This window comes from Noviherbaspirillum phoenicis, from assembly GCF_047237965.1.
Taxonomy (GTDB): Bacteria; Pseudomonadota; Gammaproteobacteria; order Burkholderiales; family Burkholderiaceae_D; genus Noviherbaspirillum_A.
The window spans coordinates 557,325-573,170 of record NZ_JBDFLX010000001.1 but is presented as its reverse complement, the minus strand read 5'-3'; the positions used below and the strand labels follow the sequence as shown (position 1 = coordinate 573,170).

Annotated in this window: 14 protein-coding genes; 8 read left to right on the top strand and 6 right to left on the bottom strand. The window is 66.2% G+C overall.

The features are described from left to right. Nucleotides 1-10 precede the first annotated feature (10 nt). The gene (locus ABC383_RS02625) at nucleotides 11-889 is read right to left on the bottom strand and encodes a DMT family transporter (protein WP_413011717.1); all 879 of its coding nucleotides are present in this window, start codon (nucleotides 887-889) and stop codon (nucleotides 11-13) included. A gap of 197 nt (nucleotides 890-1,086) precedes the next feature. Here ABC383_RS02625 and ABC383_RS02620 point away from each other — a divergent pair, with 197 nt between their 5' ends. Further along, nucleotides 1,087-1,854, top strand: a complete 768-nt coding sequence (locus ABC383_RS02620) for a ParA family protein (RefSeq protein WP_413011715.1) — start codon at nucleotides 1,087-1,089, stop codon at nucleotides 1,852-1,854. A gap of 238 nt (nucleotides 1,855-2,092) precedes the next feature. Beyond that, nucleotides 2,093-5,152: a PAS domain S-box protein gene (locus ABC383_RS02615; RefSeq protein WP_413011713.1), complete on the top strand. Its 3,060-nt coding sequence runs from the start codon at nucleotides 2,093-2,095 to the stop codon at nucleotides 5,150-5,152. 22 nt (nucleotides 5,153-5,174) lie between these two features. Here ABC383_RS02615 and ABC383_RS02610 read toward each other — a convergent pair whose 3' ends face one another. The 5 genes from ABC383_RS02610 to ABC383_RS02590 form a co-directional block, all read right to left on the bottom strand. Next, nucleotides 5,175-6,284: a PepSY-associated TM helix domain-containing protein gene (locus ABC383_RS02610; protein WP_413011711.1), complete on the bottom strand. Its 1,110-nt coding sequence runs from the start codon at nucleotides 6,282-6,284 to the stop codon at nucleotides 5,175-5,177. After that, entirely contained in the window at nucleotides 6,284-8,365 is a 2,082-nt protein-coding gene (locus tag ABC383_RS02605; RefSeq protein WP_413011709.1) for a TonB-dependent siderophore receptor, read from the bottom strand. Before ABC383_RS02605 ends, ABC383_RS02610 begins: the two co-directional genes overlap by 1 nt. Nucleotides 8,366-8,855: 490 nt before the next feature. After that, the gene (locus ABC383_RS02600; RefSeq protein WP_413011707.1) at nucleotides 8,856-9,284 is read right to left on the bottom strand and encodes a ProQ/FINO family protein; all 429 of its coding nucleotides are present in this window, start codon (nucleotides 9,282-9,284) and stop codon (nucleotides 8,856-8,858) included. 111 nt (nucleotides 9,285-9,395) lie between these two features. Continuing rightward, the gene (gene cheD, locus ABC383_RS02595) at nucleotides 9,396-10,004 is read right to left on the bottom strand and encodes a chemoreceptor glutamine deamidase CheD (RefSeq protein WP_413011705.1); all 609 of its coding nucleotides are present in this window, start codon (nucleotides 10,002-10,004) and stop codon (nucleotides 9,396-9,398) included. Nucleotides 10,005-10,012: 8 nt separating this feature from the next. Next, nucleotides 10,013-10,879 carry a CheR family methyltransferase gene (locus ABC383_RS02590; RefSeq protein WP_413011703.1) on the bottom strand — a complete coding sequence of 289 codons (867 nt, stop codon included), beginning with the start codon at nucleotides 10,877-10,879 and terminating at the stop codon, nucleotides 10,013-10,015. Nucleotides 10,880-11,256: 377 nt separating this feature from the next. Between ABC383_RS02590 and ABC383_RS02585 the strand changes: the two genes are divergently transcribed. From ABC383_RS02585 to ABC383_RS02560, 6 genes are all read left to right on the top strand, one after another. Then, entirely contained in the window at nucleotides 11,257-12,399 is a 1,143-nt protein-coding gene (locus tag ABC383_RS02585; protein WP_413011701.1) for a sensor histidine kinase, read from the top strand. After that, nucleotides 12,396-13,049 (top strand): response regulator, encoded by a 654-nt coding sequence (locus ABC383_RS02580; RefSeq protein ID WP_413011699.1) that lies wholly within the window; start codon nucleotides 12,396-12,398, stop codon nucleotides 13,047-13,049. Before ABC383_RS02585 ends, ABC383_RS02580 begins: the two co-directional genes overlap by 4 nt. A 353-nt stretch (nucleotides 13,050-13,402) precedes the next feature. Continuing rightward, nucleotides 13,403-13,759: a flagellar protein FliT gene (locus ABC383_RS02575; RefSeq protein WP_413011697.1), complete on the top strand. Its 357-nt coding sequence runs from the start codon at nucleotides 13,403-13,405 to the stop codon at nucleotides 13,757-13,759. A gap of 8 nt (nucleotides 13,760-13,767) precedes the next feature. Continuing rightward, complete coding sequence (gene fliK / locus ABC383_RS02570) at nucleotides 13,768-14,817, top strand: flagellar hook-length control protein FliK (protein WP_413011696.1); 1,050 nt, start codon at nucleotides 13,768-13,770, stop codon at nucleotides 14,815-14,817. After that, entirely contained in the window at nucleotides 14,804-15,100 is a 297-nt protein-coding gene (locus tag ABC383_RS02565; protein ID WP_413011694.1) for an EscU/YscU/HrcU family type III secretion system export apparatus switch protein, read from the top strand. Before fliK ends, ABC383_RS02565 begins: the two co-directional genes overlap by 14 nt. Then, nucleotides 15,097-15,834: a flagellar brake protein gene (locus ABC383_RS02560; protein ID WP_413011692.1), complete on the top strand. Its 738-nt coding sequence runs from the start codon at nucleotides 15,097-15,099 to the stop codon at nucleotides 15,832-15,834. Before ABC383_RS02565 ends, ABC383_RS02560 begins: the two co-directional genes overlap by 4 nt. Nucleotides 15,835-15,846 lie beyond the last annotated feature (12 nt).

Genomic DNA, 15,846 nt, shown 5'->3' with positions numbered 1-15,846 from the left:
CCGGCCCGGGTCACTGGCGTTCGGCGAGCCGTCGAATCATCGTGCGCGATTCCCATAACACCACTGCGAGCCCTGCCAGGCAGATGAGGGCGATGCCGGCGGCGGTCGTCAGGTCCGGCAGCTGGCCAAAAACCAGTCCGCCCAGCGTGACCGCCGCCGCGATCTGGAAATAGCTGAACGGGGCGAGCAGCGTTGCCTGCGTCCTGCTGTAAGCCATGATCTGCATCAGGTGTCCCAGGAAACCGGTCAGTCCCGTGGAAAGCAGGAGCAGCCACTGCGCCGCCGACAAGGCCGGCATGGTCCAGAACCACGGCAGCGCCAGCAGCAGGGCCACCGAGCCGAACAGGCCGCCATAGTAATTGGTGGTCAGCGGATGGTCATGCGCGACGCGGCGCGTGGCGATCTGGAAAAAGGCGAAGGTGATGGCCGTCAGCAGGCCAAGGGCAACGCCGACGGGGTCGAGCTGCGCGCCCGGACGCACCACGATGAGCACGCCGGTGAAACCCAGCAGCACGCCGACCCAGCGATGCAGGCGATGCGGCTCGTTGAGCAGCCAGGGCGCCATCGCCATCAGGAACAGCGGCGCCATGAAGTTCAGCGCGGTCGCCTCGGCCAGCGGCAGGCGCCTGAGCACGGAGAAGAACAGCACCGTGGACAAGACCATGAGCAGGCCGCGGACAAGCTGGCGGGACAGCGACCGTGTGCTGAGCAGCGCCCTGCCCTGCGACGGCAGCACGACGGCTGTCATCAGCAGCACATGCATCAGGTAGCGCACCAGGGTCACCATGAGTACCGGCACGCCTGCCAGCACCAGCCACTTTGCCGACGCGTCCAGCGTGGAAAGCGTCCATAAACCTGCGACGTGGAGAAGAATTCCGCTCTTGTTCAATTTTTGCCGGCTCTTGGGTTTTTGCGCTGGCCGCCTGTCTGCGCTGGCAAGCAGCAGCATCGCGACCGGCTGATTATGCACGGACGTTGCGTGGAAGTATGGCCGTTATTATCGCAAACATGGCCCGGGCCGGCGGACGGCATTTGACGCAATGCAGCATTTTCAGTTACTGTCGGTGCAAATTCGAGAGGAGCCTCATGAAGCGCGTGGTCTTTACCCAGAAAGGCGGTGTCGGCAAATCCAGCATCGCGGTCAACCTCGCGGCGATCGCCGCCAGCGAAGGACTCAAGACCCTGCTCATCGACATGGATCCGCAGTGCAATGCCAGCCGCTATCTCGGCGGCGCCGCGGCGTCGGCGCTGACGCCGACGCTCGCCGACTTTTTCAGAAAGTCGCTCGACTTCCAGTTCTATCCGACGCCGGACAGCGACTATGTGCATCCGACGCCGTTCGACAACCTGTTCCTGATTCCTTCCCACCCGGAGATCGGCGATCTGCAGTCCAAGCTTGAATCGCGCCACAAGATCTACAAGCTGCGCGATTCGCTCAACAAGCTGTCGGAGGAATTTGCCGAGATCATCATCGATACGCCGCCGGCCTATAACTTTTTTTCGCAGTCGGCGCTGATCGCCGCGGACGTTTGCCTGATTCCCTTCGACTGCGACGAATTCTCGCGCCAGGCGCTCTACACGCTGCTCAGGAACCTCGACGAGATCCGGGCCGACCACAATGCGGCGCTGCGCATAGAAGGCATCGTGGTCAACCAGTTCCAGGCGCGCGCCTCGGTCCCGCAGCGCCTGGTCGCGCAGCTGGTCGAGGAAAAGCTGCCCTTGCTGCAGACCAGGCTGTCGAGTTCGGTCAAGATGCGGGAATCGCATGGCCTGAGCCTGCCCCTGATCCATATGGACGCCGGCCACAAGCTCAGCCGCGAATTCGTGGCGATGTACCGCGAACTGCAGGCCTGACGCCAGTCCGGCCTCGCCCTGTCCTGTCCCCTGCCATCGCGTCCTGGCCCGCCTGACGACATTGGCCCTGCCCGCGGCAGCCTGTCCCGTCCGGTTGCCAAAAACATCATGGTCCCGGTATTCATGGAGCCGGCTCCATGCCATTCGATACCAGGCTGCAACGAGAATCCCAATGACCGATAGACAGACAACCAGAACTAATTAATACTTCTAGGAAATAATTTAATTTCCTGGAAGTATGGATTCTCACCCCCCAGCGCTGCATGAAGAAATTCGCCTGGCCAGCCTTCACGCCATCGGCATTCTGGACACGCTGCCGGAAGAGCGGTTCGACCGCATCACCCGGCTGGCGCAGCGGGTCTTCGGCGTGCCGATCGCGCTGGTCAGCCTGGTGGACCGGAGCAGGCAGTGGTTCAAGTCACGCTGCGGAATCACGGAGACGGAAACGCCGCGCGCGATTGCCTTCTGCGACCACGCCATTCGTCACGAGACGATGCTGGTGGTGCCGGATGCATGCGGCGATGCCCGCTTCCTGGACAACCCGCTCGTCACCGGCGCGCCCGGCATCCGCTTCTACGCCGGCCAGGTCCTGAAGTCGCCGGACGGGCAAGCGATCGGCACGCTGTGCATCATCGATACCCGGCCCCGGGAGATGAGCGCCGAGGATCAGGCTTGCCTGCGGGATCTGGCCGGCCTTGTCGAGGCGGAGATCGCCCAAACCGCGCTGGCGAGGGCGTCCGTGCAGAGCCGGCATGCGCTGCGGCAGGCCAATGACGCATTCCGCGCCACGTTCGAGCAGGCGGCCGTGGGCATTGCGCATGTCGCGCTGGATGGCTCCTTCCTGCGCGTGAATCAGGCGCTGTGCGACCTGTTGAGCTATCCGGCGGACGAATTGATGGCGACGACCTTCCAGCATGTCACCTTCCCGCCCGACCTCGAAAAGGACCTCGCCCTGACCGAAGCGCTGCTGAGCGGGCAGCAGCGGACCTTCTCCATGGAGAAGCGCTACATCACCAGGCAGGGCGCCGTCATCTGGATCAACCTGACGGTATCCCTGCTGCGCGACAGCGACGGGCTGCCGCATTATTTCGTCTCCGTCATCGAGGACATCCAGGAAAAAAAGCTCGCCGAACTGGCCCTGCAGCAGCTCAACGCCGATCTGGAGGAGCGCATTGCGGAACGCACCCGTGCGCTCGAGGAAAGCAACCGGTCTCTGCAGGCCGAGGTGGAGCGGCGCATGCGCAGTGAACTGCGCCTCAAGGCCAGCGAAGAACATTTCCGGACCATCATCGAAAGCGCCAACGACGCCTTCGTCGCCACCGACGCCAACGGCACGATCACCGGCTGGAACCATACTGCCGAGCGCATGTTCGGCTGGCGCCGCGAAGAGGCGATCGGCAAGCGTCTGACCAGCACGCTCATTCCCCTGAAGCTGCAAGCCGCGTTCGAGCAGGGAATGCGCGATATCCTCGCCACCGGCGACAGCCCCTACCTGAACCGGCAGCTGGAAATGCGTGCCAGGACCAAGTCCGGCACCGAGGTGCCGGTCGAGATGATGCTGACAGCCTATCGCATCGACGGCGCCGTGCTGTTCGGCGCCTTCATCCGCGATATCACCGAGCGCCGGCAGACAGCCAGGAAGATGGAGGAAAAGGAACGGCTGCTCGACGCCGTGCTCGACACGATCGACGTCGGCGTCGTCGCGTGCAACGCGGAGGGAAGGCTGACCGTGTTCAACCGGGCCGCGCGTGACTTCCACGGCCTGGGTCCCCAGGACCTGCCGCCGGACAAGTGGGCGCTGGAGTACAGGCTGTATCAGCCCGATGGCAGGACACGCCTGCGTACAGGCGACATTCCGCTGGTGCGGGCAATGAACGGCGAAACCGTGCATGACCAGGAAATGCTGATCGCCTCTGACAAGCAGCCCGCGCGCGTCCTGCTGGCCAGCGGCAAGGCCATGGCCGATTCGGGAGGCAAGAAGCTGGGCGCGGTGGTGGCGATGAAGGACATCAGCGCCGTCAAGCAGTCCGAGCGCCGCAGCATCGAAAGCGAGTTGCGGCTGCGCGCCATTACCGAGAACCTGCCGGTGATGATTGCGCAGGTCGACCGCGACGGCAACTTCGTGTACATCAACGAGCGCGGGGCGCGCCACTACGGCAGCACCAGCGAAAACCTCACCGGCAAGCCGGTAAGCCACGCCCATGAAAGGCGGTTCGCGGAGTTCGAGATAGTGCGGCCTTACATGGAACGGGCAATGGCGGGCGAACGGGTCAGCTTCGAGGGAGAGATGCAGTTGCGCAGCGCCAGGGCGCACTATCACGCCACCTACCTGCCCAGGCTGGACGCGGCGGGGCATCCCGACGGCTTCTACGCCATCGGCATCGACATCACCGCCCGCAAGAACAGCGAACTGTCGCAGGCGGAAAGCGAGGCGCGGCTGCGAACGATCGCGGACAATCTTCCGGTCTACATCGCGTACGTCGACAGCGACCTGGTGTACCGGTTTGCCAATGCCACCTACCACGAATGGCTGGGCATATCCCCGGCCGACATGATAGGCAAGCCGGTGGTCCAGGTGATCGGCACCGATGCCTTCGAGGAGCGCAAGGGCTACTTCCTGGAATGCCTGGCGGGGCGGGAAGTCCGCTTCGACATCGACATGAACATCAACGGCGACACCCGGTCGCTGCAGAGCGCCTACATTCCCCAGATGCATGACGGCAGGGTCGCCGGGATCTACATCCTCTCCACCGACATCACCACGCTCAAGCAGCAGGAGCGGCAGCTGCAGATGCAGGCCCGGGCGGACTCCCTGACCGGCCTGCCGAACCGCCGCGCCTTCGAGGAGCGCTTCGGTGACGCGCTCGCGCGCACCAGCCGTACCGGCGCCGGCCTGGCGCTGCTGTATCTCGATGTGGACCATTTCAAGGCGATCAACGACACCTTCGGCCATGCCGCCGGCGATCTGGTCCTGAAGGAGTTTGCCCAGCGGCTGCGCATGGCGACACGCTCGACCGACACGGTCGCCCGCCTGGGCGGAGACGAGTTCACCGTCATCCTGGAAGGTATCGGCGGCCAGGAGGAAGCCGCCGGCGTGGCGCAGAAGATTCTCGAGGCGATTGCCCGGCCGTTCATGGTCGAAGACCGGATGCACGCCGTTTCGACCAGCATAGGCGTCACATTCACCGGATCGGGCGGCATCGGCATGAAAGCGCTGTCGCTCAAGGCCGACGAGGCGCTGTACGAGGTCAAGCGCGCCGGCCGCGGCCACTACCATGTCATCGTTGCCCACAGCTGAGATGGGCCAATAGCGGGAAACGCTACGGGACGGCGCGGACCGGCGCGGGCCGCGCCGCCGTGCGCGCCCGCCAGCCGCGGTAGAACAGCCAGGCACCGGACAGGGAAAGCAATGCCATCGCCAGTCCGGCGACGAGTTGCAGCCAGCGCGTGGCCAGGCCGCCATAGCTGCCGGTATGCAGCGGATAGAACCAGTTCTGCACCCGCGTGGCGAGGTTGGCCTGCAGCGCATTGTCCTGGCGCAGCAGCGCGCCGTCGTGCCGGTCGAACCAGAGGAAGGTGCGGCCATACTGGTGCACTTCGCCGGGAAGACGCATGCGCACCAGCACCGCCTCATCGGGCCTTGACGGCAGGCCGACGCGGGTGATGCGGCCGTCCGGATGGAGGCGGCTGGCCTCCTGCAGCATGGCCGACAGGCTGGCCGCGGTCGCTGCCGGGGCCGGCGGGCGCGATGACGGCGGCTTGCGGCGCGTGCCCTCGCCGGTCAGGGCCTTGAGCAGCGGCTCGGTCAGCACGTCATGCAGCGCCAGCGCCGCGCCGGTGCCGGCGCCCAGCAGCATGAACAGGCACAATGCCGCGCCGGCCAGCTTGTGCAGGTCGCGCCAGACCCGGTACGGCGACGCGCCCCATTTCACGCCCAGCGCCTTGCCAAAGCCGCCGCGGCGCGGCCACCACAGCCACAGGCCCGCCAGGCACAGCGCCAGCGCGCCGAGTCCGACCCAGCCCATCACCTGCTCGCCGGTCTTGCCCGACAGCAGATGCATGTGCAGGTCCAGCAGGAAGCCGTTCAGGCTGTCGCCGGCATGGCGCGTGCCCTTCAGCGCGCCGCTGTAGGGGTCGACGTAGGCGCGCAGGTCGGTGCCGCGAAACCGGATTTCCAGCGCCAGGTCGGGCTGCTCCGGGAGGAAGACGGTTTTTGCTTCCAGCCCCGGCGCACCCTGCCGCGCCGCAGCCAGCACCTGCTCCAGCGGCGCCCGCCCGGCCTGCGGCTGCACCCGCAGCAGGCTGGCGTTGAGCGAGGCGTCGATGCTCTTGCCGAACACGATCCAGGCGCCGCTCAGTCCGCTTACCAGCAGCACGGCGCCCAGCGCCAGGCCCAGGTAGCGGTGCAGCCAGACAGCCGTTGCCCGCATCAGAACGACACCCTGGCCAAAAGCCTCAATGTGCGCGGCGCGCCGACGCCGATATAGCCATTGCCGGCGGCGCTCCAGTAATTCCTGTCGGTGGCATTGTCGAGCACGGCCTGGAAGGTGGTCGGCTTGCCGGCGATGCGGGCGGTGTAGCGCGCGCCCAGCGACAGCGTGGCGTAGCCGCCGATGCTGGCCTGGTTTTCATTGTTCACCGGGCGGCTGCCGACGTAGAACAGGCCGCCGCTCACGGCCAGGCCGGGCACCTGGCGCAAGCGATATTCGGCAAACAGGCTGGCGGTGCGGCGCGGCGTATTCTCCGGGGTCTTGTCGAAGGTGGCCGGGTTCTGCGCGTTGCGCTGGCTGGCGTCCAGGAACAGCGCCGACGCGATCACCGACAGGTCGCGGCTGATCTCGCCGGACGCCGCCAGTTCGACGCCCTTGTATTCGGCCAGGCCGTTGAGCACGAAGCGGTTGTTTGCATCCACCGTGGTGGACGGGCGGCGGATGTCGAACCAGGCTGCCTGCAGCAGCACGCCCTGCGCCACTTCCGCCTTGACGCCGATCTCCTTCTGCCTGGCCACCGCCGGCGCCAGCCACTCGCCGGCATTGGCGCGGTTCAGCGGCGCCTGGCCGCTCTCCTCCAGGCCCTCGATGTAGCTGGCGTAGACCGAGGTCTTCGGGCTGGGCTTGAACATCAGCGACAGCGACGGCGTCACGTCGTCGGCCTCGTAGCGGGAACTGGCCGAGGCGCTGCGGTAGCTGCTGCTGCGCAGGCCGGCCATGGCCTGCCAGCGTTCGCTGATCTGGATGCGGTCCGACAGGTACCAGCCGGCGTCGCGGATGTCGGAACGGGCGGACGGCACCGTATAGGCCGGGGACAGCCGCGCGATCGGCACCGGGTCGTACAGGTTCTGCGCCACGCCCACCGGGGTGGCGGACGCGCCGGACGCGGAACCTCGGCGGTTCAGGTTGTAGCCCAGGCTGACTTCGTGGGCCAGCGGCCCGGTGGCAAGCCGGCCGGTCACCTCGGCGCGGTAGTTTTCATTGTCATAGGTCTGCCCGCGGCCAAAGTAATTCAGCAGGGTGCCGTCGCCGCTGGCCAGGCTGTAGCTGCGGAATTCGGAAAAATGGCGGTCGCGTTCGGTGCGCGCCTTGCCGGCTTCCAGCAGCAGCGACCAGTTGTCGTTGATCGAATAATCGGTGCGAAACAGCAGGTTGGTCGCCTGGGCATCGTATTTCTGCCATTCCGCGGCCAGGTTCTGGCGGTTGTTCGGCACGCCGGGCAAGCTGATGCGCCCGTTGGCGGCGCCCGGGATGCGGATCGCCGCCTGCTCCGACACCGTCTTGCGGTAATGCTCCAGGTCCAGCTTGAAGACCAGGTCGCGGCTGGCGCGGAAGTCGAACGCGGCGCTGGCCAGCTGCCGGCTGCCGCCGTAGTTGGCGATGCCGGTATCTTCCCTGCCCTCGGCCAGGTTGACGCGGGCGCCGAACTGCTGCGCATCGCCGAAGCGGCGGCCGATGTCGGCATGCATGCTGGCGCCGCCGTACTGGTTGGCCGTCAGTGTGAAGTCGGTCACGTCCTGCCTGCCGGCCCGCTTGGTAACCAGGTTGACGATGCCGGACGGCGGCACGAAGCCGTAGTACAGCGACGATGCGCCCTTGAGCACCTCGACCCGCTCCTTGTTCTCCAGCGGCACGTCGATCAGGTTGATGATGGGCAGCGAGCCGTTGAGCCGGTAATTGCCGCGGTTCTCGACCAGGATGCCGCGGATCGCGATGTTGTCGTAGGTCGAGCCGGACAGTTGCGAGCGGGTCACGCCGGCGGTGTTGCGCAGCGCGTCGAACAGGCCGAAAGCGGCCTGCGCGTCCAGCACCTCGCGCGTGACCACATTGCTGGTCTGCGGCACGTCCAGCGGCGCCAGGTCGCGGAAGGTGCCGACCTGCACACTATTGGACTTGTAGCTGCCGGCGCGCTCGCCGATCACGTCCACCGGCGCCAGTTCGGCCGGCGCGGTCTGGGCAAGGACAGGGGAAAGAGGGATGGCGGCCAGCGACAGGGCGAGCGCGGTACGGCGCAATGGCATGGGATACCTTGGTCTGATGTAGGTTGCGCTGCCGTCCCGGCTGCAAGGCATGCGCGGCGCGCGGCAATGCCGCGGTCCGGCCGGGACGAAACAGGAAAATTTCTGGCTGACTGCCGGCGCGAATGCCGGTCTGGCTGGCGGAAATGACGATGAATGCGTCCGGGCGTTAACCGCGCCGGTCGCCGTGTTTCTTATTTTTCCGAAACACGGCCGCCATTTTAGTGGGAATCATTCTCATTTACAAATGGGGCACGGCTTGGAAGCAGAGGTCGTAGGGCGCACTACCCGAAGGGCATTGCACCTTGCGTCGCGTACCGTGATGGTCATGGCGACGGCCTTCCGTGCTTGGCCGATGGCGTAATGCCCCTACGGGGTATTGCACACTACGAAACTGCACTGGCCGCTTTTGCATCGCATGGATCGCGCTGCAGCCTTCCTTGGGATGCCGGCCGGCGCGTCAACGCGGGCCGGAGAAGCCTGGCCCTGTGGATCAGCGGCCGCGCGAGAACTTGGCCGCCAGCTGGTGCAGCTTTTCCTCGCTCTGGCGGCGCGCTTCCTCGGCCTGCTGGGCGGCGCGCTCGGCGCGGCGCTGGTCGGCTTCCTTCTTCAGCCGCTCGCGCACGGTCTGCGCGGCATGGCTGCGATGGGTGTCGGTGACTTCGCCATCGACCTGCCCTTCCAGGTTGAAGCGCTCGGTCGCCTTTTCCATCACCTTCAGGTAGCGCAGCGAATTGGTGTGCATGCCCAGGGCAATGCGCAGCACCTTGCGGTTGACATCGGGCAGCTTGGCGATGAGCTGCTTGTCGATGCCGATGGCCAGTGGCTTGGCCTGGCGGAACACCTCGAAATCAGCCTGCAGCTGTTTCAGCAGGACGCGTGCGGCCTGCGCCGGGCTGGGAACGGGAGTCGGTGTAGTCATGGACAGCTTGCGGGGTTGGTTTTGAAATGGCGGGAGCATAGCACGCCGGCCGCCGCCGGCCGGCTGGCGCCGGGCCGGCGGCGGAAAAAAATCGCCGGATGGCGCAACGCGTCAGAACAGCTCGACCTCGCCGCCGACCTTGCCGCCCTGCAGGCGGCTGGCGTAATCCTGTTCGCGGTTGACCAGGGTGTTGTTGTTGAGTTCCCGCAGTTTCTTGACCAGCACCCGGCCGGTGCGCGGAAAAAAATAGACCTTGCGCGGGAAGACGTCGTTGAGGTCTTCCGCCACCACCCGGATGCCCTCGGCCTTCAGGTAGGCGCGCACGAAGGCGGCATTGCGCTCGCCGACATTCAGCGCCGTCAGGCCGCGCAGCACGTTGCCGCCGCCGAACACCTTGGCTTCCAGGTTTTCCCGGCGCGCGCCGCTTTTGAGCAGTTCGTTGATCAGCACTTCCATCGCAAAGGTGCCATACCGGGCCGAGGCGGAAATCAGCGGATTGTCGCTGTCCCCGCCATCGGGCAGCATGAAGTGGTTCATGCCGCCGATGCCCGACACCCGGTCGCGGATGCAGGCCGCCACGCAGGAACCCAGCACCGTCACGATCAGCATGTCCTTGATGGTGCAATAGAATTCGCCGGGCAGGATTTTCGCGGCGTCGCTGTCGAAGGTGCGGTCGTAGTACAGGTTGCTGGCGAAATGCTCGGGCTTGGCGATGGGCATGGATGCTCTCAGAATGGGCGAGCCGAAGCCAGCTGGTAGACCGTCTTGGCGCGCAGCTTGAATGCGTCGCTGACATACAGGAAGTTTTCCGAATGGCCGGCAAACAGCAGGCCGTCCGGCTTCATCAGCGGCGCAAAGCGCGACAGGATGCGGCCCTGGGTCGGCTTGTCGAAATAGATCATCACATTGCGGCAGAACACCACGTCGAAGGCCGACTTGATCGGATAGCTGTCGTCGAGCAGGTTGATCTGGCGGAACGTGATCAGCTTGCGCAGCTCGGGCCGCACCCGCACCAGCCCGGCCTGGGCGCCGGTGCCGCGCTGGAAGAAGCGGCGCAGCCGCTCGGGCGACAGCCGCTCCACCCGCTCGATCGGATAGACGCCGGCCTCGGCGGTGGCCAGCACATTGGTGTCGATGTCGGTGGCCAGGATCTCCGCCGGCGGCGTCAGCGTGCCGAAGGCTTCGCACAGCGTCATCGCGATCGAGTACGGCTCCTCGCCGGTGGACGCGGCCGAGCACCAGACCTTGACGTCGCGCCGGTTGCGCACATGCTCGGCGAGGATCGGGAAATGATGCTCCTCCCGGAAGAACGAGGTCAGGTTGGTGGTCAGCGCATTGGTGAACGACTCCCACTCGGCGCTGGCGCGGTCCTGCTCCAGCATGTCGAGATAGTGTTCGAATGAATGCATGCCAATCGAGCGCAGCCGCCGCGCCAGGCGGCTGTAGACCATTTCCTGCTTGCCCGGCGCGAGGGCGATGCCAGCCTGCTTGTAGATCAGCGCGCGCACCCGCTCGAAATCGCGTGCGGTAAATTCGAATTCCTTCAAGCCTTCGGCACGTTGCTGCACCCGGCCTGTTTTCATGCTGACGACCATCGTTTTTCCGCGGGGTTCGGTGTTGCGTTATTCAAGTGTTAGCAGTGCGTGTTCAGGGCGCCGGCGCCAGTCGTACTATCCGCTGGGGGTTTCCGCTTCCCTCTCCTGCCCCTGATTATCGGCAGCCGGCCTCCGGTCTTTAGCATGTTCACCGGTGGGCAGACAGAAACAATCTTATAGCGCAATTTCCCACAAGAAACAATGCGGTGTGCGCTTCCCGTCACACCGGGTTTGCGCTGGCTTCAGGTTTCCACACAAAAATGCTATTGTGCGGCAATCGTTGCGGCGTTCGATTAGAAATGCGCAACAATTTTACGAACAAGAAATAACAATTGCCGTTTTCGCCATCAAGCGGCGGATGGCGGCACGAGAACAGCATGGCGGCAAGCATTCAGCACGACAGCCAGGAAGCGGCACATCAGGCGGGCACATCCGACCTGCTAGCGGTTGCTTCCAATACCCCGGGACTGGTGTACCAGTTCCTGTTGCGCGATGACGGCACGCAGGCATTCCCGTACCTGAGCCGCGGCTGCGCCAGCCTGCTGGGCATCTCCGCCAACCGGCTGCGCAACGACCCCGGCCTGCTGCTGCAATTGATCGAACCCGAAGACCGCGCTTCCTACCTGGAGACGATGCAGGCATCGGCCGGCCGCCTGGCGGGCTGGAACTGGGAAGGCCGGATCTGGATCGAGACCTGGCACGACATCAAGTGGATCAACCTGCGCGCCACGCCGCGCCGCATCGACGGCGTCGGCATCCAGTGGGACGGGCTGATGACCAACATCACCCAGGGCAAGAAGGCCGCGCAGGACATCCTGCGCTCGCGGCGCCAGCTGGAAGAACTGTCGGCCCACGTGGAGCGGGTCAAGGAAGAGGAGCGCACCCGGATCGCGCGGGAAATCCACGACGACCTGGGCGGCAACCTGACCGCCATCAAGATGGCCCTGTCCCAGCTTACCCGGCGCCTGCCGGAGGGCAACACCCTGCTGCGCGAAAAGGCGGACTACGTGGATGCGCTGGTGGACCGCACCATAGAAGCGGCGCACCGGATTTCCCGCGACCTGCGCCCCAGCACGCTGGACCTGGGCATTGTCGCGGCGATTGCCTGGCAGGCGCAGGAATTCGAGAAGCAGCTTGGCATACCGTGCGAACTGCGCGGACCCCACGCCAGCGTCGAGGACGTGGACCTGCCGGCGGACCAGGCGACCGGCCTGTTCCGCATCTTCCAGGAAGCCCTGACCAATATCGGCAAGCATGCCCATGCTTCCCGGGTTGAAGTCAGGCTAGACGTGCTGGACGATGCGATTGCGCTGGAAGTGCGCGACAACGGCCGCGGCCTGTCGCCGGCCGACCGCATGAAGCCCAAGTCCTTCGGCATCCGCGGCATGGTCGAGCGCGTGCATGCGCTGGGCGGCAAGATCGACGTCGGGCCGAACGACGCCGGGCCGGGCTGCCGGGTGGCGGTGCGGCTGCCCTTGCCGCCGGCGCGCGAACATCACCGGGAAGCGGCCGCATCATGAACAGGAACAACGGGAAGACCATCAAGGTATTGATTGCCGACGACCATGCGATCGTGCGCGAGGGCCTGAAGCAGATCCTGGCCGACACCAGCAATATCGTGGTCGAGGGCGAAGCCGAGAACGGCCTGTCGGCGGTGCAGCTGGTGCGCGGCTGCGACAGCAACGTGCTGCTGCTGGACATTTCCATGCCCGACCGCAGCGGCATCGAGGTGTTGAAGCAGATCCGCAAGGAAAAGCCGGCGCTGGCGGTGTTGATGCTGTCCATGCACCGCGAAGACCAGTACGCGGTGCGGGCGCTGAAGGCCGGCGCTTCTGGGTACCTGAACAAGCAGAGCGCCCCGGCCGAGCTGGTCAATGCGATCCGCCAGGTGGCGTCGGGGCGCAAGTACATCAGCCCGGAACTGGCGCAGCAACTGGCCAACCAGGTCAGCGACGACCGCGACGAGGTGCTGCATGAAAGCCTGTCGGACCGGGAATTCCAGACCCTGACCATGATCGCCTCGGGCATGGCGGTCAGCGACATCGCCGCCGAGCTGGCGCTGTCGGTCAAGACCGTGAGCATGTACCGCTCGCGCCTCCTGGCCAAGATGCGGCTGCGGCACAATGCCGAACTGACCCATTACGCGATCAAGCACAAGCTGGTGGATTAGCGCCTCCGGCCTGGCCGGTTCGTGCGACCGGGGCAAGTCGGCCGCCATCGCCAGGCCGGCCCGGCCAAGGGCGCCATCGCGCCCGGCCTCCCTGCCCCGGCGTCCCGACCATGTTGATGTCTGAATAAGGGCAGCTTTGCCCCTCTAAAGTCCTGATTGAAGCTGCCGTTATACCGTTAGAGTGTGATTTTCGCGCCCTGGGCGCTTTCACGACGGCAGTCGACAGCGCGGCCTCAATCCGGATCAGGAGACAGAAGTATGTTTGGAAGTATGCATGGCGCAGGCAGCGCCTGTGCTCTGCCCGCCCCGCGGCACGCCGGCGCGGCCCGGTCCGGCCTGACAGTGGCGGGCCCATGGCAATGAGCAGCGAGGACGTCATCCGCCTGTATGAGAATGTGTCGACCCTGACGCGCCAGATGCTCACCGCGGCCCGCTCGCACGACTGGGATGCGCTGCAGCGGCTGGAACAGGCCTGCGCCGACCAGGTGGAAGTGCTCAGGCACGGCGGGCCGGCGCCCGCGCTGCCGGCGGAACTGCGGGCGCGCAAGGTGCGCCTGCTGCAATCCATCCTGGCGGACGACCGCGAGATACGCAACATCACCGAACCTTCATTGCACCAGCTGTCGCGGCTGCTGCAGGGCGTCGCCCAGCGGCCGTCCCAGCGCGATGGCCACAAGGGCCTTGGCGGCCATAACGGCCACAAGGGCTAGGCCGGCCCATGGCGGCTCCTCCAGGCATCGGCGGCATCGGCGGCATCGCCCCGGCTGCGCCGGTCGGCGCTACGGTGCCGGTCGCCGCGCTCGGCGAGCCCGGCCAGGAAAGCCTGCGCCGCCTGACCGCGCTGGAAACCGGCAAGGCGTTTCAGGCGCAGGTGCTGTCGCGCCTGTCCAATGGCGACTTCGTGGTGGGCATTGCCGATACCGCCGCCCGCATGGCCTTGCCGGAAGGCACCCGGGTCGGGGAACAGCTGTCGCTGACCATGGTGGGACGCGAGCCGCGCCCGCTGTTCCTGCTGGAGCGGCCGGCAGCGCAGGACCAAACATCCGTCAGTCCCGCCGCCCGGCTGGTCAGCAGCCTGATGCAGGCATCGGCCGCGTCAAGCGCGTCGGCGCCAATGGCGGCGCTGGCCGGCGCCGCGCCGCTGGCTGCGCCAAACGCGCCTCTGCAGGCCGCGCCGCTGGCGCAGGCGCTGCAAGGCAGCCTGGAGTACAGCGGCCTGTTCTATGAGTCTCACGTCAGCCAGTGGGCGCACGGCGCCCGTTCCCTGCCGCAGCTGCAGCGCGAGCCGCAGATGCAGGCCGCGCAGGTCATTCCCGCCGACAGCCCTTCCGAGCTGCAGGTCATCCAGGGCATGCCCGGCATGGCCGCGCCTTCCCATGCCGATGGCGCGCCACCGGCGCTCGACGCCGCGCCCCTGATCCGCCTGCAGCTCGAGACCCTGGAACAGCGCGGCGTGAGCTGGCAGGGCGAATTGTTGCCGGGCCAGGCCATGCAATGGGAAGTGCGCGAACAGGCCCGCGACCAGTCCGCCACGGCGCAGCCGCCGGCCGAGCGCGCCTGGCAGAGCACGGTCAGGCTGGAGCTGCCGGCACTGGGCGCCGTTGCCGGCAGCCTGCAGCTGCAGGGCGGCCGGCTGCAGCTGACGCTGCGCGCGCAGGATGGCGGCAGCGCCGCGCTGCTGCGCGCCAGCGGCGGCGAGCTGGCCTCCGCGCTGGAAGCGGCCGGCCTGCCGCTGGACCTGATGGCCGTGCGCCATGAACCCGTCTGACCCGCGCCGCAGCGCCGCGGCGCTGTCCTATGGCCAGGGCGACAAGGCGCCGCGCGTGGTCGCCAAGGGCTATGGGCTGGTGGCCGACCAGATCATCGCGCGCGCCCGCGAGCATGGCGTATTCCTGCATGAATCCAGGGAGATGGTGGCGCTCCTGATGCAGGTCGACCTCGACCGCGACATTCCGCCGGCGCTGTACCGCGCCGTGGCGGAACTGCTGGCCTGGCTCTACCGGCTTGAAAAAGCCGCCTTACCCGATCAACCCTCTGATGGACCTGAATGAACCTGCAAATGAATATCGGCGTCGACGACGTCGGGCCCTACCTGATCCACTCGCGCCGTGAAATCATCGCCTTGCTGCGCCGGCTGGAAGACAAGCACGAACTGGTGCGCATGATCTTCGCCGACGGCGAGGAAGCGCTCGCCACCGCGGTGCTGGAAGTCAACGAGGGCAGCGTGATCATCGACACCGCCCGCGAGCAGGCGCAGATCGACCGGATTCTGGCAAGCGACAGCATCTCCTTCGATACCGCGCTGGATCGCATCCGCATCGCCTTCTTCGCCAAGCAGGCGACCGCATGCCTGCACGACGGACGGCCGGCGCTGCGCATTGCGCTGCCCAAGACCATGATCCGGCTGCAGCGGCGCGAGCACTACCGCGTGCTGTCGCCGCGCTGCGCGATCCAGATCGCCCAGGACGCCGGCCCGCCGCCGGTATCGTTTGCGGTGCAGAACGTCAGCGCCGGCGGCCTCGCGCTGATCGACGACCACCAGCTGCTCGACGCCAATCCGGGCGCGGAATACAGCCACTGCGAACTGCAGCTGCCGGGCGCGCAGAATGTCATCGTTCACCTGTGCGTGATGAATTGCTGCGAACTCACGCTCTACAACGGCCGGGTGGCGCGCCGCCTAGGCTGCGCCTTCATCAATCCGAACGCGGCGACGCTGGCGCTGGTGCAGCGCTATGTCAGCAAGGTCGAGCGCGACCAGAATGCCCGGCTTCACGGCGCCGGCTGATACGGCGGCCGG